The following is a 21,850-nucleotide window of genomic DNA, read 5'->3' as shown; positions in this document are numbered from 1 at the left end:
GATATCCGGTGCTTGTGACTGCGGACACAGGAGTTGTTCCCTTCGCAACGCAAAACGCCATCGCAAGCTCGGCAGAGGACGAGCGGATAGACCGCAGCTGGACCGTCGCGACTCCGATCAGCCGTGCGGCGCACTCACCTCACACCGCCGCATGGATTCATTGCCCCGAAGACGGACGCTCATGCTGTCGGGCGGTCTCTTCGTTCTCGCCGATATCACCGTCGGCCGCCGGTGTCGGCAGGCCTTCCTTCTTCATCTCGCCGTGGTTGGGTACTTCCGGGCGATCTTCCATCATCAGCGACAGCGCCGCCTTGGCCATCATGTGTGCACTGATCGGCGCGGTAATGAACAAGAACACGGTGATCAGTAATTCGCGTGGCTGCGGGTCCACGCCCAGGAACAGGTGGTAGCCCACCGAAGCGAGCAGCACGCAGCCCACGCCTAGCGTACTGGCCTTGGTCGGTGCATGCAGGCGCTTGAAGAAGTCCGACAGCTTCACCAGCCCGAAGGCCCCGATCAGGATGAAGAAGGTGCCGATCAGCAGCAGCGCGCTGAGCAGGTATTCGGTGAGCGCGATCATTCGACGATGTCCCGGCGCAGCACGAACTTGCTCAACACCACGGTGCTACCGAAGCCCAGCATCGCAATCACCAGAGCAGCTTCGAAGTAGATCGGCGAGTCCAGGTACATGCCCAGCAGCATCAGCTCGGCAATGGCGGTGACCGATAGCGTGTCCAGCGCCAGGATGCGGTCGGGCACCGTGGGGCCGCGCAACAGGCGCCACAGCGCCATCAAAATGGCCAGCCCCACCGCATGCATGCAGATGACGATGGTCGATTCGATGAACATGTGACCGGTCATGGAAAGATCTCCATCAGGGGCTTTTCGTAGCGGGTCTTGATCTCGGCGATCAATGCGTCCGGGTCGTCCAGATGCAGCACGTGCACCAGCAGGTATTTGCGGTCGTCCGATAGCGCCGCAGACACCGTGCCCGGCGTCAGCGTGATCATGCTGGTCAGCGCGGCAATGCCATGGATGTTGGCGATATCCAGCGGCACCCAGATAAATCCGGGATGGATGCGCGACTCCGGCCCCAGCACCTGGATGGCGACCTTGATGTTGGAGCGCACGATGTCGCCGGCCGCCACCAGCAGCATGCGTGGTACCGAGCGCAACGAACCGATGCGCGCGAACTCGCGGTCCAGCCGCGCGGCGAAGATCGGCACCACCACGCCCAGCAGCGCGCCCAGCACCCACTGCTGCGGCCCGAAGCTGTCGCTGAGCAACAGCCAGAACACGAAGACCATCACGCTCAACGGCGCCGATGGAAACAGCCGGCGTCGCCATGAAACCCGTGCGTTCATGGCTGCCTCCGTAGCGGGATGGTGGCACGCACTTGCTCGACGTAGGCGCCTGGATCGCGCAACTGCGCGGCAGCGGCATCGGTGTAGCGCATCAGCGGCTCGGCCCCGACCGTCATCGCCAGCAGACCGGTCAGCAGCAGGACCGTGGCGGCAGTTTCCACCGGGCGCATGCGGCCACGGCGCGACGGTTGCAGCTCGGGCGCGTCCTCCACCGCGGCGGGCACCCGCCAGAACAGGCGCACGCCGGCACGCGTCAATCCAATCACCACCAGCAGGCTGCTGCCCAGCACCGCGCCCCAGACCGGGCCCACCAGGCCGGCGGGCACATGCTGCAGCAAGGCGGCCTTGGCCAGGAATCCGGACAACGGCGGCAGGCCGGCCACCGCGACCGCGGCGATCAGGAACATGCTGCCGGGGATCGCCCGCCCCGGCAGTGGCGCCACCACTTCCTTGCGGTCGCTGGCGCTGCCACGGCGGCGCCGGATCAGGTCCGAGACCATGAACAAGGCCGCCGCCACGAAGCTGCTATGCGGCAGGTAGTACAGGCCGGCGCCCAATGCGCCGGCATCGTCCAGCGAGAACGCAATGAACAACGTCGCGGCCGAAAACACCACCAGGTAGGACACCATCACCCGCAGCCGCGATGCGGCCATCACCCCGAAGGCGGCCATCAGCAGCGTGGCGATGCCCAGCCACAGCAACGCATGCCGGCCAAATCCATGCAACGCACCGGCGCCTGCGCCAAACCACAGCGCCGATACGCGCAAGGTTGCGTATAGCCCGACCTTGGTCATGATCGCGAACAACGCCGCCACTGCGGCCGGTGCGCGCGAGTAGGTTTCCGGCAGCCATAGATACAGCGGCAACAGCGCTGCCTTGCTGCAGAACACCAACAGCAACAAGCCCAGTGCAGCCTTGGCAAGCGGCACATCCTGCGCCGGCAGTTCGGCGATGCGTTGCGACAGCTCGGCCATGTTGAGGGTGCCGAACACGCCGAACAGCAAGCCCAGCGCAATCAAGAACAGCGTTGACGCACACACGTTGAACACCACGTAATGCAGGCCCACACGCATTTGCAGGCCGCGCCCGCCGCTGAGCAGTAGCCCGTAGGAGGCGATCAGCATCACTTCGAAGAACACGAACAGGTTGAAGATGTCGCCGGTCAGGAACGCACCGTTCAAGCCCATCAGCTGGAACTGGAACAGCGCATGGAAATGCGGCGCGCGCCGGTCCCAGCCGGCGCAGGCATGCAGCAAGCAGGCCGCGCCCAGGATCAGCGTCGTCAACAGCATCCATGCCGAGAGCCGGTCGCCCATCAGCACGATGCCCAGCCGCGCCGGCCAGTCGCCGAGCAGGTAGACCAGCACGCCACCGTCGGCGGCACGTTTAAATAGCGCGATGACCGCGGCCGCGAGCAAGGCCATGCTCGCCCACGCCACGCTGCGCTGCACGCGTGGCCCGTAACGGCGGTGTTCGACGAACAGCGACGCCGCCGCACCCAGCATCGGAATCAGGATCGGCAGGATCAGCAAATGATTCATCGCCGTGCCTGCCGCGTGTCCACACCGGTGGCGGCATCTTCATGCGCATCCACGTGATCGCTGCCGTTATCGCTGCGGCTGCGGATCGCCAGCACCAGGCTCACTGCGGTCATTGCGAAGGCAATCACGATCGCGGTCAGCACCAGTGCCTGCGGCAATGGGTCGGTGTAGTGCTGCAGATCCACCGCGACGCCCTCGCGCAGCACGGGCGGCTGGCCGCTGCGCAGCCGCCCGCCGGCAAAGATCAGCAGGTTGGTCGCATACGACAGGAAGGTCATCCCCAGGATTACATCGAAGCTGCGCGCACGCAGCAGCAGATAGATCGCCAATGCGGTGAGCACGCCAATCGCGCTTGCCACTGCCAGTTCCATCAATGCTGCTCCGCGGTGCGTGTCGAACGTTGGGTGGGATCGATTTCGCCCCGCTGTGAACTGCGCGTGCGCGAAGGTTTGATCGTGCCCATCATCGACAACATCAACATCGCCGCACCGAACACCACCAGGTACACGCCGGTATCGAAGCCCAGCGCGCTGGCGAGTTCCAGCTCGCCCAGCAGCGGCACAGGGAGATCGAGGTGCCCACTGGTCAGGAAGGGGCGCCCGAACACCAATGCACCTGCACCGCTGACCAGCGCACACAGCAGGCCGATGCCGATCAGCCGGATGTAGTCGAAGCCAAAGCGTGACTCCACCGAGGCGGTGCCCTGGATCACGTACTGCATCAGCAATGGCACCGCCAGCACCAGGCCGGCGATGAAGCCGCCACCCGGCGCGTTGTGGCCACGCAGGAACAGGAATAACGATACCGTCAGCGTCAGCGGGAACATGATCTGCGCCAGGTCGGCCGGCACCGGCAGCTTGATCGGCGGCCCCGGCATGCGGCGCTCCGGCGCCATGCGTGAGCGCCGCAGCAGCGCATGCACCACCAGCCCGGCAATGGCGAACACGGTGATCTCGCCGAAGGTATCGAACCCGCGGAAATCCACCAGGATCACATTCACCACATTGCGCCCATATGCCTCGGGTAATGCGCGCTGTAGCAGCTCGCCGGCCATGGTGTGGCTGGATTGGGTCATCAACGTATACGACAGCGCCGCCAGGCCGGCACCGCCGACCACCGCCAGGCAGACATCGCGGATCTTGCGCAGGCGCGCGTGCTCGGGCGGCGAACGCTCGGGCAGGTAGTTCATCGCCAGCAGCATCAGCACCAGCGTCACCATCTCCACCAGCAGCTGGGTCAGTGCCAGGTCCGGTGCCGACAGAAACACGAAGGTCAGGCTGACCGCCAGGCCGGTGCCGCCCAGCACCAGCACTGCCAGCAGGCGCTGCTTGTACAGGAACACGCTGCCCAGCGCACAGGCGATCAACAGCAGCCACACCGTCCAGCCCAGCAGCGGCATAGGCGTGGGAGCCGGCCAGGCCGGCAGCGCGCCGCCCTGCATGAACGGCAGTGCCGCCACCACCACCGCACTCAGCACCATCAGCATCAGCATGCGTTGCAGATTGCCGTTGGTCACCGCGTCGGTCATGCGGGCGGTGGCGGCGAACAGTGCGCGCAGGTTCCAGTGGAACAGCGCCTTGCCGGGCGAACGGTTCTGCACCGCATACAGGTCCAGCGTGTGGCGGATCCCCATGTACAGCAGCGTGCCGCCGATCATGCCGGCGATGCTCATCGCCAGCGGCCAGTTGAAGCCGTGCCACAGCGCCAGGCTGTAATCGGGCAACCTGTCGCCGAGGATGGCGCCGGCACCGGCATGCAGCACCGGCGCCACCGTCCATGCCGGCACGATGCCGACCGCCACGCAGATCAGCACCAGCACTTCCACTGGAATCTTCATCCAGCGTGGCGGCTCGTGCGGAGTGGTGTCCAGATCCAGCGGGCCTTTGCCGAAGAAGGTGTCGTGCACGAAGCGCAGGCTGTAGGCCACGCCGAGCAGGCCGGCCAGCAGCGCGGCGATGCTGGCGAGTACGCGCATCAGCTGCGGTGCATCGGTTTCCAGCGCCACGGCGAAGAACATCTCCTTCGACAGAAAGCCGTTGAGCAGCGGAATGCCGGCCATGGCCAGCGAGGCGGTGATTGCCAGCGCGCTGGTGAAGGGCATCAACCGACGCAGATTGCCCAGCTTGCGCATGTCGCGCGTGCCGGTTTCATGGTCGATGATGCCTGCGGCCATGAACAACGAGGCCTTGAACACCGCGTGGTTGAGGATGTGGAACACCCCCGCCACCACTGCCATCGGCGTGGACAGGCCGAACAGCATGGTGATCAGGCCCAGATGCGAAATGGTCGAATACGCCAGCACGCCCTTGAGGTCGTGCTGGAAGATCGCATACCACGCGCCAAGCAGCAGCGTGATCGCCCCGATGCTGGTGACCGTATAGAAGAACAGATCGGTGCCGGCCAGCGCCGGGTGCAGACGCGCCAGCAGGAACACGCCGGCCTTGACCATCGTGGCCGAATGCAGATAAGCCGACACCGGGGTGGGCGCGGCCATGGCATGCGGCAACCAGAAATGGAACGGGAACTGCGCGCTCTTGGTAAAGATGCCCAGCAGCACCAGGCCGAGCGCGTACGGATACAGCGGGCTGGCGCGGATGACATCGCCGGCGGCCAGCACCGCGTCCAGCTGGAAACTGCCGACGATGCGGCCGATCATCAGCACGCCACCGAGCAGGGCGAGCCCGCCGCCGGCGGTCAGCACGAACGCCATGCGCGCGCCTTCGCGCGCATCCTGGCGCTGCGACCAGAAGCCGATCAGCAGGAACGAGCTGATGCTGGTGAGTTCCCAGAACACCATCAGCAACAACAGATTGCCCGACAGCACCATGCCGAGCATCGCGCCCATGAACAGCAGCAGGTAGGCAAAGAAGCGCGATGCGCTGTCGCGGGCGCTGAGGTAGTAGTGCGCATACATCACCACCAGCGCGCCGATGCCCAGCACCAGCAGCGCAAACATCCAGGCCAGGCCATCGAGCCGCAGCGAGAACAGCAAGCCGATCTGCGGCAACCAGGCATGCGCGCTGGCAATCACCTCGCCGCGCAGTACCGCCGGCGTCAGCGAGGCGAGCACCAGCAAGCCGGCCAACGGCGCGGCCGCGGCCAACCACGCAGTGATCGAACGGGGCGCGCGCCAGGACAGCGCAGCGGCGGCGGCCATCAGGAATGGCAGCGCAAGCAGGATTTCCAGCGGAAAAGACATGCAGGGAACACGAGATTCGCGAGCAGGCCAGAGAGCTTAACAAATCGTTGACTGACGCCAGTGTCAACGTCGGCACTGCGCCCGCGCTGCCGACGTGGCCGAACGGCGACCCATCGGCGTGGCGTACTCGGTATGCTGCAGTCATCCGTGACCCGTGTCTTTCGTCCTGTGACCGCTGCCAATCCTGCCCCAACCCCCGCTGCATCCGCGCCACGCGCCCTGGTTTTCGGCGGGAGCGGGCAGATTGGCGAACGGTTGCTGACCCGGCTGCTCAACCGCGGCTGGCAGGTCACCGCATGGTCGCGCCAGCCGCGCGCTGCGCGCTCGGGCCTGATCTGGCGGCAAGGCGACCTGGCGGTGCCGGCAGCGGCGGGCGAGACGTTCGAAGCGATCTTCAGCTGCGGCCCGCTGGACCACTTCGCACGCTGGTATGGCGAAAATCCGGTGCATGCGCCGCGCATCGTGGCGTTCGGTTCCACCAGTCTGGAGGTCAAGCAGCATTCGGTCGATGCCGCCGAGCGCGATGTGGCGCAGCGGCTGGCGCACGCCGAGCAGGCGCTGTTCTCGGCCGCCCAGGCGCGTGGTGCCACGGCCACGGTGCTGCGCCCAACCCTGGTGTACGGTGCCGGACGCGACAAGACCCTGACCCAGATCGCCGGCCTGGCGCAGCGCACCGGCGCCTTCGTACTGCCGGCCAATGCCACCGGCCTGCGCCAGCCGGTGCATGTGGACGACCTGGCCAGCGCCGCGCTGGCGGTGGTCGGCCAACCGGCAACCCAGCAACGCAGTTATGCCGTTGGCGGTGGCGAAGTGCTGGCCTACACGCAGATGGTGCAGCGTGTGCTGGCCGCACTGCCGCGGCCGGCGCGGCTGTATCAGGTGCCACCGGGCCTGTTCGGGGTTGCGCTCACGGCCGCGCATCGCCTGGGTCGCCTGCGCGGCATGAATGCCGCTGCGTTGCAACGCATGCGCGAAGACCTGGTCTTCGATCTGGAGCCGGCGCGTCGCGATTTCGGCTACGCACCACGTGCGTTTCAGCCACTGCCGGAAGAGCTTGGCATCAGCGAGTGAGGTAGGGGGTGTGCGCGCGGGTGTCGGAGCGCGGCGTTGGCCCCTGCCCAGCTGTCGACAATCGCAGCGCCATTGGCGTGCCTGCAAACTCGCGCGTTGATGCCGGGGTAGCACGCCGTGGTGGCTTCCGTCGCGCCCGGCCCCTGGGTTGCGCGCACCACCCGCTGCACGGCCAGGTCAACCTGGCGTTGCCTGATATCGTCCTACATCTGCAAGGGAGCGGCCTAATGCCCAGGCACCGACTGACTTCCCGTCCGCATTCTGTCGTCAGGCACGCTCAGTAGCGCCAGCCCAGCTGGCGATAGGCCTTGGCCAGCACCCAGATCGGACCGATCAGCAGATAGGTCAGGTCGGTCAGAAAGCTTGGCTTGCGGCCTTCGATCTTGTGGCCGACAAACTGGGCGATCCAGGCCACCACGAACACCGAAACCCCCGCGGCGAACAGCCCGTTGAGCCCGACCCTGCCTTCGATCAGCCGGCACAGGCAGCCAAAGAAAAAGAAGATGGCCAGCATGCCCAGCCCCAGCGGGCGCGAGAGCCGGTTGTAGTACGACCATGCGGCAAACATCGCCAGCGCCGCCCACACCCCGCTGCTGAACCAGGTGCCGCCAACCGGGATGCACCACAGCAGGGCAACCAACGACCACAGGATGGCCGGCACGGCCAGCACGTGGATGTGCTGATTGGTGGCGTTGCGATGGTCGTCGGAATAGCTGGCGAAATAGCGGTCGATCGCGCGTGCGGTGGTGGTGCGTTCGGTCATGTTCCCTCCCAGGAATGACCCAAGCATACGCGTGCGAACGGCCGTGGTGGCACTGTGCAAGAAACCGGGCGCTGCCACGCGGCGATTGCATGGCAGCGCCGGGGAGCATCAGTTCACCGACACCGCACTCCAGGCCGCTGCCACGGCGCGGTACTGGGCGGAGCTGCCGCCATACAGATCAGTGGCTGCGCTCAGCGTGGCACGACGTGCGGCCGCGTAGTTGCTGGAGGAGGTCATGTAGACCGTGAGCGCGCGGTACCAGATGCGGCTGGCCGCAGCACGGCCGATCGCGGTCAATGCGGTATTGCCGTTGCAGACCAGCCCGGCCGGGGTGACGTTGTAGCTGGTGCCCGCACCAAACCCGCTCGGCACCACCGCACCTTCGGCCAGCAAATAGTAGAAGTGATTGGCCACGCCGGAGCTGTAGTGCACATCGATCGCACCCAGGTTGCTGCGATAGCAATCGGGCGAGTCGCCATCCAGGCTCGGTTTGAACATGTAGCGCAGGGCCAGCGTTCCGCTGCTGTTGCCGGCAACGAGTTTTTCGCCGATCAGGTAATTGCCGGGCTGTGCGCTGTTGTTGGCAGAGAATTCCACCATCGCGCCCATGATGTCGGAGGTGGCCTCGTTCAGGCCTCCGGACTCGCCCGAATACACCAGCCGCGCGGTGCGGCTGGTCACCCCGTGGGTCATCTCGTGCCCGGCAACGTCCACTGACACCAGCGGTGTAAAAGTGCTGCCGTCGCCATCGCCGAAGGTCATGCAGAAGCAGCTGTCCGACCAGAAGGCATTGTTGTAGCGGCTGCCGTAATGCACGCGGCTGCGTGCGCCCTTGCCATCGTTGGCGATCCCGCTGCGCGAATGGGTGTTCTTGAAGTAATCCCAGGTCAGCGCCACACCGTAATGCGCATCCACCGCCACCGTTGCGGCATCGCTGTTGGCGCCGCTGCCCCAGGCGTTGTCGGTGTCGGTCAGCAGCGTGCCGTTGCCGGAGGTGCTGTTGCGCATGGTGTAGGTGGCGCCGCCGCCGCGACCAAGATCGGTCATCTCGAAACCGCTGCTACAGCGCGTGGTGGCCAGCGCCACGCTGCCGGCATACAGCGAGCGCCCGGTACCCGACGCGCTGATACCGCCTGCGCATGCGGTATGCACCGTGTCCCAGGCTTCGAGGATGCGTTGATCCACGGCATCGACGATGTAATGCATTTCGGTTGGCGTCTGATCGGGCTTGATGCCGCGATAGATCACCTCATACGCAAGGCGTGGGGCACCCTGGCGTGCGTACAGCGCCAGGCTGGCGCGCGGCGGCGCATCCTGCTGCACATCGAAATGCGCACCGGCCACACGCACCGCAGTGTCGGCATCGATGCCAGGCACCAGGCTCGGACGTACCGGCGTGTCCAGGGTCTGGCTCAACTGCCGCATCACTCCACGCCGCGAATGCACCACCACGTCGCCACCGATCACCGGCAGGCCCTGATACGTGCGATCGAAGCGTACGTGCTCGCTGCCATCGGCATCGACGATGCTGTCGCGTGCGATGAAGACATCGGCCGGCACGCGATGGGCCATGGCCGATGCGGTATTGCCCAGCAATGCCTGTGCACGCGACACCGCCGCGTCGGCAGACAGGTCCGCCGCGGTGGCGGCAGCAGAAAACGACAGCGCGCAGCAGATCGCCGCGCCCAACAGATGGAATTGCATGACGACTCTCTCCAGAAAACGTGCAATGCAAAGACCCGCCGTACCCCCCCCCCCAACAGCCGGTCGCCGATGGCACCTCGGGTGCCGGCAGTTACGCTTGCACAGTCCCGAACTGGACAGTAGTAAAAGTTACAGATGTATCGCGTTCTGTGCGCCCGGCCGCTTTGCGCTGCGGACCGCATCGCAGAGATGTGCCCGGCTCAGTATGCGCAAGGCATCTGTACGATTGGATCCGCGCAATCTCTCTATCGCGTTAGCAGGCTCGGTGGGTTGATGCGCCGGCGTGGGCGTGGGTGTGTACGGGCGGCAATCACGGTGAATGACGCGGATCCTTGAATTCATTATTCAAATGCGTGACGTCTCACTTTTACCCGGGCACATACAGGTGCGACAGATAGAAGGCAGATAAAAAAAGCCGGCCAGACAGGCCAGCCGACTTTCTCGTGTATCGCCACCTCAGCGGCCGCCGATGGCGATCTTTTGCTGCTCTGCGTGCGCCTGTTGCTGCGGCGACTGGCCGGCCAGCAGCTGCGCGCTGGTCTGCTCCAATGACGGAGCAGGCTGGTTCAGATCCACCGCCGCACGGAATCCTGGTGTGGTTCCCATCACGAACGCCTTGCCGTCCTGCACCGTCACGTGCTGCAGTTTCTCTGCGCTGTCGATGCCATTCTGCTTGGCCTGCAACGTGACGTTGGCCGCCGTCTCGTTGGAGATCATGCTCGGCAGCTTGCTGCGGATCGCATTGTGCAATGCATGGTACGGGTGAGAGGCATCGTTGAGCGACGGACCCTTCGGTGCCGCGACCGGGGCATCGGCCGCTTTGGCCGCAGTCTGCGACGCAGGCGCCGACAACGCCGCCCGCGTATCGCGGCCGACGACACCGTCCTGCTGCAGCCCATGCTGCTTCTGGAACGCGATCACCGCCTCGCGCGTGTTGTCGCCAAAGCGCCCGTCCTCGGCAAGCCGATTGCCCTGCGCGTCGCGTACACCCAGGCGGTTCAGGTCTTGCTGCAGCCTGCCGACGTCGCCGCCCTGCTCGCCATGACGCAGCGTGCTGTTGCCGGCCGGTGTTGCTGGCTGGGATTGGCGCGCGCCGGATTCGGGCTGGTGACCCTGATTCCAGAACGTCTCAGGACTGGTCAGCTTGCCGTTGGCATCACGCAGTTGGTAATGCACATGTTGCGCGTACTGGCTTTTACCGTCCGGGCCGCGTCCACCCATCGTACCGATGGCATCGCCCGCGGACAGCGTCTGACCTTCCTTCACCTTGAGTGCGTCCAGGTGCAGGATCTCGTGCGAGTTCCCCTGTGCATCTCGGTGTAAATCGTATTGTCGGTCATGCTGTGCGTTCCTTTCTATGAGACAGATTCTTCCTTGTGGGGTGTGTTGCTCCATGTACTGCATACTTCATTGGCGATGCGCCACGCGTGGTGGCGCCTGCGCATCCTGTGTTCCAGTCAAGGCTGAAACGGCAATAGCTCCGGGTGCTGCAGCCCCAGCTGTTCAAGCAGGTGTTCGTAGTCGTCGTTGTTCGGGCCTTGCTGGCCGTCCTGCTCAAGAAGTGGCGGGGTGGCGTGATTGAGTAGCTTGCCGGTGGCGTCGTAGAGGAAGAACCACTCGCAGAATTCGCACCCGGAGGGCAGCTCGCCATACTGGATGACAGCGTAAGCGGTTCCCTTGCCATCTTCCGCACAGCCAATCCCGACCGGCGTGTATTCCGCCATTTCGGCAGGTGCCGGCAGGGTCTGGCGTTGGCCATCGCCTTCCATGTCCACCCGTGTTTTGGTGGGAGTCGCGCCTTGCGGGGGCAATGCGGTCAATTGCAAGCGCATGCCGCGGCATTCCTTGATCATGTCGTTCTGTCCTGGTCGGACCGCGTCCACTGAAACAGCAGGTTGGGGAGTGGGCGACGTTGCCGCTGGCGCGCTTGGGGCACCCGTTGCGGACATCGGTTTGTCGCCGCAGGCCGACAGGCACAGCGTTGCAGCGAGCACAGGTAGCAGAATCATCTTGCGTCGCATCAGGTGGCCTCCTTGGAGGTCTCGTCAAAGTGGCTGCGCCCCTGTACCCACTCCATCGGAACGACGGCTGGCGGTTCACCTAGCCTCGGAAGTTTCGTCAACGCGTCCACTCGTGAGGTCCGCAACGCGGGTTCTACCGGCCTGCCGGATTACAGCGACTGGTCGTCCACCTTGACCAGCGTCCAGCACGGACGCTGCGCAAAATGGTAGACCTGCTGGTCACCGCTGTTCGGTGTGCGGACCAGCACCTGGCGACCACCAGCGTCCTCGGAGACGACGACTTCGCGGCCGCCGTTGCGGGCAGCGTCCAGATTGGGGATGACCGGCCATTCGACCTTCGCGAGGGGGACGTCGTGCGCCACCGGCGCCGGCTCGGGCTGCGCCTCCGGGTCGAGCTGGATCATGGTGAGCGGATTGGCGGTGGCCTTCTCCTGCACCGCGATCTCCGCGCTGAAGCGCTTCAAGAACGCGGAGAAATCGGCATCCGGGCAACTTGCTGCTGGTGCTGGTGCTGGTGCCGCGGTCGTGGGCACGCCTGAAGCTGCCGGCGGCTGCTGTGCGGAGCAAGCCGCAAGCGCCAGGCTCACTACCAGGGCCGTCAGAGTAGTACGGTAACTCGCCAATGGATCCTCCTGATCGTATCGCGGCATGCGCGCGGCGAGAGTCTATCGGCGGCCCGGTTGTCCTGTGTGAAAGTCCTTCTTGCGAAGCATGAGCGTCAGTGAAGGGGTTGCGCACCACCGCGCGTCGCAGCCGTGATCCCAAGGTACACGCCCGTTCCGTTGCGCCGCGCAGGCTCTGCGATCAAGCGGATGTGTCGCAGCGCCACATGTCCACGCCCGCGCGCCGCACTGTGCTCTCGGTCAGTCCATGTGCCGAACGTACCTACAAGCGGCTACCAACGGTAGCGAGCAGTCGTCAGGTAGGTGTGGATGGCGCGCTCAGAATCGGGCTGTACAAGTGGTCCATGCCGCACCGAGCATCGGCTGCGCCCGCCTGGCCGTGAGCGCTGTCGTTTTGTCAGCTGCTCTAGATCCCGTTCGAAAAAACGTCCAACACCGCTGCATCGACCCAACCCTGTGCACAGTCGCCGACGTAGCGGCCCTGCGCAGCAGGCCGGCAGGCCGCGCTGCCGGTGGGCTTCAAACGGTGGATCGGCCTGTCGCCGTACGTTTCGCACAGTGCCGCGTTCTTGCACGAAGCGACACTGCTCGCCGGGATCGCGACTACGTAGTAATAGCGCGGGTGCTGTCCGGTGCGGGCGATGCCTTGTACGCAGACGAGTTGACCTTGCGCCAGGCGGGCGGTGGCGGTGGCAGTGCTGCCCGTGGCTGGCACGGCATCACGGATGTCGGCGCCCGTTGCACGCGCAACGCCTGCGAAGAATCCTGTGTCACCGCACTCCGGTAACAGCTCCACATCGTAAAAATCGCCCGCATCGATATTGCCTGCGGTGCAGCCTGTGCCAGAGAGTGGATTGGTACACGTCACGCCACTGGCCTGGATCACCGCTGCGAATGGCTGACCGGCAGCAGTAACTGGCGCAGGAGCCGCCGATAAGGCGCGCGCTGCGGCTTGCGTCGCCGCCCGCGCCATCGGCTCGCCGGCGCTGCATGCCGTCGCTGTGAACAACAGCACAGGCAGCATGGCGCTAGGCAACGGCATGAGGCGGTTATGTGAAGGACGCGGCATCGTCAAAACCTGGCTGCTGGGTAGGTGATCACTGTTGCAACAAACCGCCGGCAGAACGCTGGCACAGCGTCAAACGCGCGCGTCTTCTTGTTTCAAGCGGCATGATCGAGCGATGCATTACCTGTATCTCCATCGCCGACTCCGCTGATCGACGACCGCAAAAGCCAAAGCCCCGGGCTCGGGGCTTCAACGCATCAATCAACCGAAATATTGGCCAGCCGCTGCAGCGCTTCGGCGTATTTGGCGCGGGTGCGGTCGATGACGTCGGCCGGCAGACTCGGGCCCGGTGCAGTCTTGCCCCAGTCCAGCGTCTCCAGATAATCGCGCACGAACTGTTTGTCGTAGCTCGGTGGGCTGGTGCCCACTTCGTACTGGTCGGCCGGCCAGTAGCGCGATGAGTCCGGGGTCAGCATCTCGTCCATGATGTACAGGCGGCCATCGGCATCGGTGCCGAACTCGAACTTGGTGTCGGCCAGCAGAATGCCGCGCTCGGCGGCGAAGTCTGCCGCGAAGCGGTAGATGCGCAAGGTGGCATCGCGCACGCGTTCGGCCAGTTCGGCGCCGACGGTCTTGACCATCGCATCGAAGTCGATGTTTTCGTCATGGTCGCCGACAGCGGCCTTGGTCGATGGAGTAAAGATCGGCTCGGGCAGTTTCTCGGCCTGGCGCAGGCCGTCGGGTAGTTCGATGCCGCTGACCTTGCCGGTGCGTTGATAGTCCTTCCAGCCGCTGCCGATCAAATAGCCGCGGGCGATCGCTTCCACCGGCACCGGCTTGAGCTTGCGTGTCACCACCGCGCGTTTGGCGTACAGCGCCGGGTCCACACCGTCGGGCAGCACCTGCTCGACGCTGATGTTGACCAGATGGTTGGGCATCAGGTGGTCGGTCTTGTGGAACCAGAAGTTGGACACCTGGCAGAGCATCTCGCCCTTGCCGGGAATCGGATCCGGCAGCACCACGTCGAACGCGGAGAGGCGGTCGGTGGCCACCATCAAGAGGTAGTCGCCCGGGGGGGCGTCGGCGGGCAGGCGATCGCGCGGAATATCGAAGACATCGCGGACCTTGCCACGGTGACGCAACGGCAGGCCGGGCAGATCGGATTGCAACAGCGTGGTCGACACAGGCACTCCTAAGGACGTCGCTATGACGCTGTCCCCGGGACCCGGCGGGCCCGCGGGTGGGCAGCGGGCCGCGTAGTGTACGGCGCTTCGTCGCGCCCCGCTGGATTTATTGGCGGCTACCGCGCACGCGGTGTGGACGGCCCGTCAGCCAGGCCGGGCGGGGGTTCGGGTAAGATCGCCAGCCCGCCTTGCCGCTCCCGATCGCTCATGTCCTGGTACGGAAAACTGCTCGGCGCATTGGCCGGCGCCTTGCTGTTCCGCGGCGCGCCATTTGTGGGGCTGATGATCGGCCTGGCGATCGGGCACGCCGTGGACGCGGGCTGGTTCAAGCGGCGCGCGGAAAACCCGTACGAAGCCCTGGGACTGGAGCCGGATGCCACCACGGCCGAGATCGATCTGGCCTATCGCCGGCTGATGTCGCGCTACCACCCGGACAAGGTGGCCAACGCCGAGCCGGAGGCGCGCCGTCAGGCAGAAAAGAAGGCCAGCCAGATCAACGCCGCCTACGACCGCATCCAGCGGTTGCGCAAGCGCTGATTGGGTGGCGCTTGCGCGTTGCGCATTCACCATTGGCAGCACGCAGGTCCGTCGCGCATCCTCAACCACACACAGCGCCACCCGGGCCTACCCCAGGTAGCGCTGCCGTTAGCCCGGCATTAGGACGGCTAACAAAACGTAGCGAACAGTCGTCAGGGGGGGGGGCGGACGGCGCGGAGGAAGCGGGGTGTACGCGTGGTACATGCCGCACCGGGCACCGGCCGCGCCCGCCTGGCGGTGAGCGCAGTAGGTTTGTTAGCTGCGCTTAGAAGCGATACGTTGCCGTCAGCCGCACTGCATTGGTCGAAAAGTCGGTATCGGTGCGACGCAGGTCGGTGCCGGCCGGGTTGACCCGCAGGAACGGGTTGGTCGCCGGCGCGGTGCCCGGCCCGACGCGGACGCGGGTGTCTTCGTCCTGCAGGCGAGTGAACAGGTATTCCACACCTACCGAGACATGGTCGCTCAAGCGACGCTGCAGGCCGACGCCGGCCTGGTAGCCATCGGCGCTGTCGCCGCCGCTGCCGGTGAAGCTGTTGGCGGTGTTGCTGCTGGCAAAGCTGTGGTCGAACTCCCCGCGCGCCACGCCGGCGGTGAAGTAGGCCAGGTAATCGCCTTGCTCGCCGAAGGCATAGCCGACCCGGCCGCGCAATGCGGCGGTGCGATTGAGCTGGCGGGTGAAGGTGTACAACGCAGGCGTGGTGCTGAAGGCGCTGACGCTGTCGCGGATGTCGTTGCGGGTGTACTCGGCCACCACGCCATAGACCCAGTTGCCAGCCTGCCAGTCGTAGCCCAGCCGGGCCCCGTATTCGGCGCCGCCCTTGTCCTTGCTGCAACCGCTGGCGGGCGTGCGCCCGGCCGCCGCGCCGCCACAGAAACCTGGCGAGAACGCATCGGCGCCGGTGGCGGCGCTGACCTGGTCGCCGTCGCGTCCGTCCAGGTTGGTATCGAAGCCGAAACGGCCGCCGGACACGCCGGCAGGATCGGCGCCGCCAACATTGGCGCCAACGGAGAAGCCGGACCAATCGGCAGGGCCGGTTTGTGCCCAGGCCGAAGGGGCCAGGGCCAGCAGGACGAGAGCGGCGGAAGCGAGCGGGGTGGTTTTCATGCGGTCTCCTTGCATCTGGCGCGGCGCGCCGGTCTGGTACCTACGCGCTCGCGTCCGCTACGGATGCACCGGCGCTCGCGTTTTGCGACGCGCGCGTCCGTGCGGATGCCGTCGGACGGACGCCAAGGCGCCACGTGGACGATGCGGACTTGGGCGAGATGCCCCTGCGCCGCTACTCCTGACTCGCCTGGATGCCGGGCAAGGCTGGTCCCTGCCGTCCATGCGATGGTTGGGTCAAACTCCCGGCCGGGCTCGGCTTTCCTCGCCGGTCCCTGGTTGCGACAATGGGGCTCCTGCATTTTCCCGAGCTGCCCATGCAACCGACGGCAATCGCCCCGTCCATCCTGTCCGCCGATTTCGCCCGTCTGGGCGAAGAAGTGAACAACGTCCTGAAGGCCGGCGCCGACTGGGTGCACTTCGATGTGATGGACAACCATTACGTGCCCAATCTCACCATCGGCCCGATGGTCTGCCAGGCACTGCGCAAGCACGGCATCGTTGCGCCGATCGATGTGCACCTGATGGTGGAGCCGGTGGACCGCATCGTGCCGGACTTTGCCGAGGCTGGTGCCACCACCATCAGCTTCCACCCCGAAGCCAGCCGCCACGTGCACCGCACCATCCAGCTGATCAAATCGCACGGCTGCCAGGCCGGCCTGGTGCTCAATCCGGCCACCCCGGTGGATATTCTGGACTGGGTGCTGCCGGAGCTGGATCTGGTGCTGGTGATGTCGGTCAATCCCGGCTTCGGCGGGCAGGCCTTCATCCCCTCGGCACTGGATAAATTGCGCGCAATCCGCAGCAAGATCGATGCGACGGGCAAGCCGATCCGGCTCGAGATCGACGGCGGGGTCAAGGCCGACAACATCGGCGCGATTGCCGCCGCCGGCGCCGACACCTTCGTGGCCGGCTCGGCCATCTTCAACGCGCCCGACTACGCGCAGGTGATCGCGCAGATGCGCGCGGCGGTGGACGCAGTGCGATGAGTCCGGCAACGCCGCAGATCCGCACGGCCACGCCAGACGATGTGCCGTTGCTGCACGAGTTGATCACCGCGCTGGCGGTCTACGAGCGTGAGCCCGCTGCGGTCACGGCCACCCAGGACGATCTGCGCGCCAGCCTGTTCGGCGACGGCGCCACCGCGCATGCGCTGATCTGCGAGCAGGACGGCCAGGCATTGGGATTTGCGGTGTATTTCTTCAATTACTCCACCTGGCTGGGCCGTAACGGCCTGTATCTGGAAGACCTGTTCGTGCGCCCGCAGGCGCGTGGCAAGGGGGCGGGCCTGGCGCTGTTGCGGCATCTGGCGCAGCTGGCCGTACAACGTGGCTGCGGACGTTTCGAGTGGTCGGTGCTGGACTGGAATCAATCGGCGATCGACTTCTACCAGGCAGTTGGCGCCCGCCCGATGGATGGCTGGACGGTGTACCGGCTCGATGGCGAACGACTGGCAGCCTTTGCCGCAGGCGCCTGAGCGCAGACGCTGCACTGCGCTCAGGCGCCGTGCAACTGCCCGACAAAAGGAAGGCCGCCCCAGCGGAGCGGCCTTCAAGAAAATTGGAGGCTGATCCTGCCTCCGCCCGTCGTCCCTGCTATGGCCTTCCATGCTCCGGGTCGGCGATGACACAGGCATGACAGCCAGGGCAGTGCGCGTATTCACGATTCACGCATCCACCCGCTGCTAGCCTCCCATCACCCTTATTCCATCATCGGCAGTGCGCATGGCTCCGTCCCACTGGCGATTGATCCTCAACGGCAAGTCCACCGACAACGAGGACGTGCGCCAGGCGGTGCGCAGCCTGCGTGAGCGCGGCGTCCAGCTGGAGGTACGGGTCACCTGGGAAGAAGGCGACGCCGAGCGCTATGTCGCCGAAGCAGTGGCCGACGGCGTGCACACCGTGGTGGCCGCTGGCGGGGATGGCACGCTGAGCGAAGTGGCCGCCGCGCTTGCCCATCACCAGGGCGATGCCGCCACGTTGCCCTCGCTGGGCCTGGTGCCGCTGGGCACCGCCAACGACTTCGCCACGGCCGCGAACATCCCCATCGAACCCGTCGACGCGCTCGATCTGATCGCCAGCCGCCCGGCGCAGGCGATCGACCTGCTGCGGCTGGACACCGCGCACGGGCCGCACTGGTGTGCCAATGTTGCCAGTGGCGGGTTCGGCACCCAGGTCACCGTGGAAACCGACGAAGGCCTGAAGAAGATGCTCGGCGGGCTGGCCTACCTGATCACCGGCATGTCGCGGCTGGGCCGGATCGACCCGATCAGCGCACGCTTCAGCGGCCCGGACTTCAGCTGGGAAGGCGAGTTCATCGCGCTTGGCCTGGGCAACGGGCGCCAGGCCGGTGGGGGCCAGGCGCTGTGCCCGGATGCGCTGATCGACGATGGCTTGCTCGACGTCACCATCGTGCCCGCACTCAACGGCGAGGTAGCCGCCACGCTCGGCACCCTGGTGACCAGCGGCAAGCAGGCGGCGCTCGAACGGGTGGCCGTGCGCGCCCGGCTGCCGTGGCTGGAGATCGCTTCGCATCAGCCGCTCACGCTGAACCTGGACGGCGAGCCGGAGACCGCGTTGCAGTTCCGCATCGACTGCGTGCCGGCGCGGTTGCGGATGCATTTGCCCGCAGAGTGTCCGCTGATTGGTGGGTGAGGCTGGGAATCGGGAATCGGGAATCGGAAGAGCGTGACAGGCTGCGTCGGTATGCGGTTGCCTTGGTTTGTGTATGCATGTCAACGCCGGTAGAGGCGCAGTAGCGGCGTCACAATCGGAGCGACGGCAGCATGCGGCTGAAAGCCTCTTTCGCCGAGGGAGAGGGTTGGGGTGAGGGTCCCTGCGCCGCCATTCAAGCCGCCGCCATGACCCGAGCTCCAACGTAAAACCTCCTGCGGCGCACGACGCCAATCCCCGGCCAGGCAGCAAGACGCATGTTGCCCGCCTCTGACGTCAATCAATGCGCAAACGACGCACCGGACAACTCCAAGCCCGTTTTCGCAATTCGAACCGTGTTCGCCCCAGGCTGCTGCCCTGGGCGTGCAGTTGCGCTACAGTAGTCGCGTGTCCCGCCTGACGACCCCACGCTCCTTCTCTTCCGCTCGCCGCTGGTGGCGATGGTGGCCCGTTGCCGTCGTCCGCCCCGCCACAGAGTCCCGGAAGGAAAGTCGTCTTGATCACTGCAGAGCAGTTCCAGCGCCAGGCCGCTGAAGGTCACACCCGTATCCCCGTTGTCCGCGAAGTGCTGTCCGACCTGGACACGCCACTGTCGGTCTATCTGAAGCTCGCCGACGGCGCCTACACCTATTTGTTTGAGTCTGTCGAAGGCGGTGAGCGCTTCGGGCGCTATTCCATCATCGGCCTGCCGGCACGGCGCGTGTACAGCTTCCGCGGTCACACGCTGGAGGTCAGCGAACACGGCGAAGTCATCGACACCCGGCAGGTCGCCGAACCGCTGGCCGAAGTGGATGCACTGCGTGCCGAGCATTCGGTGCCGCAACTCGATGGCCTGCCCGGCTTCACTGGTGGGCTGGTCGGCTGGTTCGGCTTCGAGTGCATCCAGTACATCGAGCCGCGCCTGGGCACTGGCGACAAGCCCGACGAATTGGGCACGCCCGACATCCTGCTGATGCTCTCCGAAGAGCTGGCGGTGTTCGACAACCTCAAGGGCCGGCTGTACCTGATCGTGCATGCCGACCCGCGTCAGCCGCAGGCCTATGTGCGCGCCAACCGCCGACTGGACGAGCTGGCGCACCGCCTGCGTCAGGGCGGCGCCGGCTATCCGCAGGCGCAGATTTCCGACGCCATCGACGAATCGGATTTCCATTCCTCGTTTACCCGCGAGCAGTACCACGCGGTAGTGCGCAAGGCACAGGAATACGTGCGCGCCGGCGACATCTTCCAGGTGGTGCCCTCGCAGCGGTTGCGGGTGCCGTTCCGTGCGCGTCCGGTGGATGTGTATCGCGCCTTGCGTGCGTTGAATCCCTCGCCGTACATGTATTTTCTGGATGTCGGCGGCACCCAGGTGGTGGGCTCGTCGCCGGAAATCCTGGCGCGCCTGCGCGATGGCGTGGTCACGGTGCGGCCCATTGCAGGCACCCGCCCGCGCGGCGCAACGCCGGAGCTGGACAAGGCGCTGGAAGAAGAATTGCTGGCCGACCCGAAAGAGCGCGCCGAGCACGTGATGCTGATCGATCTGGGCCGCAACGATGTCGGTCGCGTCGCCGAACCGGGCACGGTCAAGGTGGGCGAGCAGTTCGTCATCGAACGCTATAGCCACGTCATGCATATCGTCAGCGAGGTCACCGGCACGCTCAAGGCCGGCCTCAATTACAGCGACGTGCTGCGCGCCACCTTCCCGGCCGGTACCGTCAGCGGCGCACCGAAGATCCGCGCGCTGGAAATCATCCGTGAGCTGGAGCCGGTCAAGCGCAACGTCTACTCCGGCGCGGTCGGCTATATCGGCTGGCACGGCGATGCCGACACTGCGATTGCGATCCGCACGGCGGTGATCCAGGACGGCTATCTGTACGTGCAGGCCGGCGGCGGCGTGGTCTACGACTCCGATCCGGACCTGGAATGGCAGGAGACCATGAACAAGGGCCGGGCGCTGTTTCGCGCCGTCGCTCAGGCCGCCAAGGGGCTGTGATGGACGGGCAGGGCAGCGCTGCGCGCATCAGCTTTCGCAACGATTACAGCGAAGGCGCGCATCCGCGCGTCTTGCAGGCCTTGACGCAGGCCAGCGCCGAGCAGAACGGCGGCTATGGCACCGATCGGCATAGCGAACGTGCTGCGGCATTGATTCGCGGCGCCATCGCGCAGCCGCAGGCCGCCGTGCAGTTGCTGGTGGGCGGCACGCAGACCAACCTGATTGCGATCAGCGCGTTCCTGCGCCCGCATCAGGCGGTGATTGCGGTCGAAGCCGGGCACATCGCCACCCACGAGACCGGTGCCATCGAAGCCACCGGCCACAAGGTGCTCACCGTCCCGGCGCTGCACGACAAGCTGACGCCGGCATTGATCCAGCCAGTGCTTGCGGTGCATAGCAACGAGCACATGGTGCAGCCGCGGCTGGTCTATCTCTCCAACAGCACCGAAAGCGGCACCATCTACACGCGTGCCGAGCTCGAAGCGTTGTCGCGCTTCTGTCGCGAACGCGATCTGCTGCTGTATCTGGATGGCGCGCGGCTGGGCGCAGCGCTCACCGCCACCGGCAACGATCTGGATCTGCCGGGCATTGCCGCGCTCACCGATGCGTTCTACATCGGTGGCACCAAGAACGGTGCGCTGCTCGGCGAAGCCTTGGTCGTGATCAACCCCGCCTTGCAGGCCGATCTGCGTTACCTCATCAAGCAACGTGGCGCGCTGCTGGCCAAGGGCATGGTGCTCGGCGCGCAATTTGCGGCGTTATTCGAAGACGGCTTGTTCTTCGAACTGGCCGCACATGCCAACGCCATGGCGCAGCGCCTGCGCGCCGGCCTGCTGGCAGCGGGCGTGGAATTCACCAGCGACTCGCCGACCAACCAGCAATTCATTGCCGTCACCGCCCAGCAGGCCGAGCAGATCGCACGCCGCTACGACTTCGAACGCTGGGAAACGCGCAGCGATGGGCGCCTGGTCATTCGCTTCGTCACATCGTGGGCGACCACGGCCGATGCGGTCGATCGCCTGTGTGCGGATGTGGCGGCACTTTTGCGAGATCCCACACTCAGGGCCGTTTCCAGGGCACAAGGATGATGA

The 21,850-nt window shown here is 65.7% G+C and carries 20 protein-coding genes, 2 other RNA genes and 1 pseudogene; 7 read left to right on the top strand and 16 right to left on the bottom strand.

Translation table 11 applies throughout. The features are described 5' to 3' along the window. Positions 1-157: 157 nt before the first annotated feature. From A7D17_RS02100 to A7D17_RS02075, 6 genes are read right to left on the bottom strand one after another with little or no spacing between them, the layout of a single operon-like run. Positions 158-580, bottom strand: coding sequence for a Na+/H+ antiporter subunit G (locus A7D17_RS02100; protein WP_064507576.1), 423 nt, complete (start codon positions 578-580; stop codon positions 158-160). Then, positions 577-861, bottom strand: a complete 285-nt coding sequence (locus A7D17_RS02095; protein WP_029218577.1) for a K+/H+ antiporter subunit F — start codon at positions 859-861, stop codon at positions 577-579. The genes A7D17_RS02100 and A7D17_RS02095 overlap by 4 nt, the downstream gene beginning before the upstream one ends. Continuing rightward, positions 858-1,364, bottom strand: a complete 507-nt coding sequence (locus A7D17_RS02090) for a Na+/H+ antiporter subunit E (protein ID WP_064507575.1) — start codon at positions 1,362-1,364, stop codon at positions 858-860. The genes A7D17_RS02095 and A7D17_RS02090 overlap by 4 nt, the downstream gene beginning before the upstream one ends. Beyond that, positions 1,361-2,905, bottom strand: a complete 1,545-nt coding sequence (locus A7D17_RS02085; RefSeq protein ID WP_064507574.1) for a monovalent cation/H+ antiporter subunit D — start codon at positions 2,903-2,905, stop codon at positions 1,361-1,363. The genes A7D17_RS02090 and A7D17_RS02085 overlap by 4 nt, the downstream gene beginning before the upstream one ends. Then, positions 2,902-3,276 (bottom strand): Na+/H+ antiporter subunit C, encoded by a 375-nt coding sequence (locus A7D17_RS02080; protein ID WP_064507573.1) that lies wholly within the window; start codon positions 3,274-3,276, stop codon positions 2,902-2,904. Before A7D17_RS02080 ends, A7D17_RS02085 begins: the two co-directional genes overlap by 4 nt. After that, the gene (locus A7D17_RS02075) at positions 3,276-6,104 is read right to left on the bottom strand and encodes a monovalent cation/H+ antiporter subunit A (protein WP_064507572.1); all 2,829 of its coding nucleotides are present in this window, start codon (positions 6,102-6,104) and stop codon (positions 3,276-3,278) included. The genes A7D17_RS02080 and A7D17_RS02075 overlap by 1 nt, the downstream gene beginning before the upstream one ends. Positions 6,105-6,272: 168 nt before the next feature. Here A7D17_RS02075 and A7D17_RS02070 point away from each other — a divergent pair, with 168 nt between their 5' ends. After that, on the top strand, positions 6,273-7,175 hold the full coding sequence (locus A7D17_RS02070) for an NAD-dependent epimerase/dehydratase family protein (protein ID WP_064507571.1): 903 nt from the start codon (positions 6,273-6,275) through the stop codon (positions 7,173-7,175). A gap of 277 nt (positions 7,176-7,452) precedes the next feature. Here A7D17_RS02070 and A7D17_RS02065 read toward each other — a convergent pair whose 3' ends face one another. The 8 genes and pseudogenes from A7D17_RS02065 to A7D17_RS02030 form a co-directional block, all read right to left on the bottom strand. After that, positions 7,453-7,938, bottom strand: coding sequence for an Mpo1 family 2-hydroxy fatty acid dioxygenase (locus A7D17_RS02065; protein WP_064507570.1), 486 nt, complete (start codon positions 7,936-7,938; stop codon positions 7,453-7,455). 108 nt (positions 7,939-8,046) lie between these two features. After that, entirely contained in the window at positions 8,047-9,642 is a 1,596-nt protein-coding gene (locus A7D17_RS02060) for a M4 family metallopeptidase (protein ID WP_064507569.1), read from the bottom strand. Between the two features lie 456 nt (positions 9,643-10,098). Continuing rightward, positions 10,099-10,959 (bottom strand): annotated as a pseudogene (locus A7D17_RS02055) (peptidoglycan-binding protein); the annotation flags it as partial. Positions 10,960-11,099: 140 nt separating this feature from the next. Then, positions 11,100-11,663, bottom strand: a complete 564-nt coding sequence (locus tag A7D17_RS02050) for a hypothetical protein (RefSeq protein ID WP_239692120.1) — start codon at positions 11,661-11,663, stop codon at positions 11,100-11,102. Between the two features lie 149 nt (positions 11,664-11,812). Then, the gene (locus A7D17_RS22385; RefSeq protein ID WP_323228732.1) at positions 11,813-12,127 is read right to left on the bottom strand and encodes a hypothetical protein; all 315 of its coding nucleotides are present in this window, start codon (positions 12,125-12,127) and stop codon (positions 11,813-11,815) included. Positions 12,128-12,556: 429 nt separating this feature from the next. Continuing rightward, positions 12,557-12,632, bottom strand: a non-coding RNA gene (locus A7D17_RS02040) — sX9 sRNA. A 60-nt stretch (positions 12,633-12,692) separates the two neighbouring features. Continuing rightward, a complete protein-coding gene (locus A7D17_RS02035; RefSeq protein WP_082861656.1) occupies positions 12,693-13,355 on the bottom strand; it encodes a hypothetical protein in 663 nt (220 codons plus the stop codon). Positions 13,356-13,549: 194 nt separating this feature from the next. Further along, positions 13,550-14,476: a phosphoribosylaminoimidazolesuccinocarboxamide synthase gene (locus tag A7D17_RS02030; RefSeq protein ID WP_064507567.1), complete on the bottom strand. Its 927-nt coding sequence runs from the start codon at positions 14,474-14,476 to the stop codon at positions 13,550-13,552. A 207-nt stretch (positions 14,477-14,683) separates the two neighbouring features. On the opposite strand from A7D17_RS02030, the gene A7D17_RS02025 reads away from it, so the two are divergent. After that, positions 14,684-15,013 carry a J domain-containing protein gene (locus tag A7D17_RS02025; RefSeq protein ID WP_005990661.1) on the top strand — a complete coding sequence of 110 codons (330 nt, stop codon included), beginning with the start codon at positions 14,684-14,686 and terminating at the stop codon, positions 15,011-15,013. Positions 15,014-15,139: 126 nt separating this feature from the next. On the opposite strand, the gene A7D17_RS02020 is transcribed toward A7D17_RS02025, so the two are convergent. Together A7D17_RS02020 and A7D17_RS02015 are read right to left on the bottom strand one after the other, a co-directional pair. After that, positions 15,140-15,217, bottom strand: a non-coding RNA gene (locus tag A7D17_RS02020) — sX9 sRNA. 61 nt (positions 15,218-15,278) lie between these two features. Then, complete coding sequence (locus tag A7D17_RS02015) at positions 15,279-16,118, bottom strand: outer membrane protein (RefSeq protein WP_064507566.1); 840 nt, start codon at positions 16,116-16,118, stop codon at positions 15,279-15,281. Between the two features lie 284 nt (positions 16,119-16,402). Between A7D17_RS02015 and rpe the strand changes: the two genes are divergently transcribed. From rpe to A7D17_RS01990, 5 genes are all read left to right on the top strand, one after another. Further along, positions 16,403-17,104, top strand: a complete 702-nt coding sequence (gene rpe, locus A7D17_RS02010; RefSeq protein WP_193395299.1) for a ribulose-phosphate 3-epimerase — start codon at positions 16,403-16,405, stop codon at positions 17,102-17,104. Then, positions 17,101-17,592 (top strand): GNAT family N-acetyltransferase, encoded by a 492-nt coding sequence (locus A7D17_RS02005; protein ID WP_064507565.1) that lies wholly within the window; start codon positions 17,101-17,103, stop codon positions 17,590-17,592. Before rpe ends, A7D17_RS02005 begins: the two co-directional genes overlap by 4 nt. A gap of 247 nt (positions 17,593-17,839) precedes the next feature. Then, a complete protein-coding gene (gene yegS, locus A7D17_RS02000) occupies positions 17,840-18,769 on the top strand; it encodes a lipid kinase YegS (RefSeq protein WP_064507564.1) in 930 nt (309 codons plus the stop codon). Between the two features lie 514 nt (positions 18,770-19,283). Then, positions 19,284-20,759: an anthranilate synthase component I gene (gene trpE / locus A7D17_RS01995; RefSeq protein WP_064507563.1), complete on the top strand. Its 1,476-nt coding sequence runs from the start codon at positions 19,284-19,286 to the stop codon at positions 20,757-20,759. Next, positions 20,759-21,847: a threonine aldolase family protein gene (locus A7D17_RS01990; RefSeq protein ID WP_064507562.1), complete on the top strand. Its 1,089-nt coding sequence runs from the start codon at positions 20,759-20,761 to the stop codon at positions 21,845-21,847. Before trpE ends, A7D17_RS01990 begins: the two co-directional genes overlap by 1 nt. The last annotated feature ends 3 nt before the right edge of the window (positions 21,848-21,850 follow it).

This window comes from Xanthomonas floridensis, from assembly GCF_001642575.1.
In the GTDB taxonomy this organism is placed as follows: Bacteria; Pseudomonadota; Gammaproteobacteria; order Xanthomonadales; family Xanthomonadaceae; genus Xanthomonas; species Xanthomonas floridensis.
The sequence above is the reverse complement of the archived record's forward strand: the minus strand, read 5'-3'. Positions and strand labels throughout refer to the sequence as shown.

Coding starts and splice junctions, on each gene's coding strand:
- A7D17_RS02090 (WP_064507575.1), bottom strand. CDS start 1,364: ATGAACGCACGGGTTTCATGGCGACGCCGGCTGTTTCCATCGGCGCCG.
- A7D17_RS02095 (WP_029218577.1), bottom strand. CDS start 861: ATGACCGGTCACATGTTCATCGAATCGACCATCGTCATCTGCATGCAT.
- A7D17_RS02085 (WP_064507574.1), bottom strand. CDS start 2,905: ATGAATCATTTGCTGATCCTGCCGATCCTGATTCCGATGCTGGGTGCG.
- A7D17_RS02050 (WP_239692120.1), bottom strand. CDS start 11,663: ATGCGACGCAAGATGATTCTGCTACCTGTGCTCGCTGCAACGCTGTGC.
- rpe (WP_193395299.1), top strand. CDS start 16,403: ATGGGGCTCCTGCATTTTCCCGAGCTGCCCATGCAACCGACGGCAATC.
- A7D17_RS02035 (WP_082861656.1), bottom strand. CDS start 13,355: ATGCCGCGTCCTTCACATAACCGCCTCATGCCGTTGCCTAGCGCCATG.
- A7D17_RS02005 (WP_064507565.1), top strand. CDS start 17,101: ATGAGTCCGGCAACGCCGCAGATCCGCACGGCCACGCCAGACGATGTG.
- yegS (WP_064507564.1), top strand. CDS start 17,840: ATGGCTCCGTCCCACTGGCGATTGATCCTCAACGGCAAGTCCACCGAC.
- A7D17_RS02025 (WP_005990661.1), top strand. CDS start 14,684: ATGTCCTGGTACGGAAAACTGCTCGGCGCATTGGCCGGCGCCTTGCTG.
- A7D17_RS02015 (WP_064507566.1), bottom strand. CDS start 16,118: ATGAAAACCACCCCGCTCGCTTCCGCCGCTCTCGTCCTGCTGGCCCTG.
- A7D17_RS02075 (WP_064507572.1), bottom strand. CDS start 6,104: ATGTCTTTTCCGCTGGAAATCCTGCTTGCGCTGCCATTCCTGATGGCC.
- A7D17_RS01990 (WP_064507562.1), top strand. CDS start 20,759: ATGGACGGGCAGGGCAGCGCTGCGCGCATCAGCTTTCGCAACGATTAC.
- A7D17_RS02080 (WP_064507573.1), bottom strand. CDS start 3,276: ATGGAACTGGCAGTGGCAAGCGCGATTGGCGTGCTCACCGCATTGGCG.
- A7D17_RS02065 (WP_064507570.1), bottom strand. CDS start 7,938: ATGACCGAACGCACCACCACCGCACGCGCGATCGACCGCTATTTCGCC.
- A7D17_RS02060 (WP_064507569.1), bottom strand. CDS start 9,642: ATGCAATTCCATCTGTTGGGCGCGGCGATCTGCTGCGCGCTGTCGTTT.
- A7D17_RS02100 (WP_064507576.1), bottom strand. CDS start 580: ATGATCGCGCTCACCGAATACCTGCTCAGCGCGCTGCTGCTGATCGGC.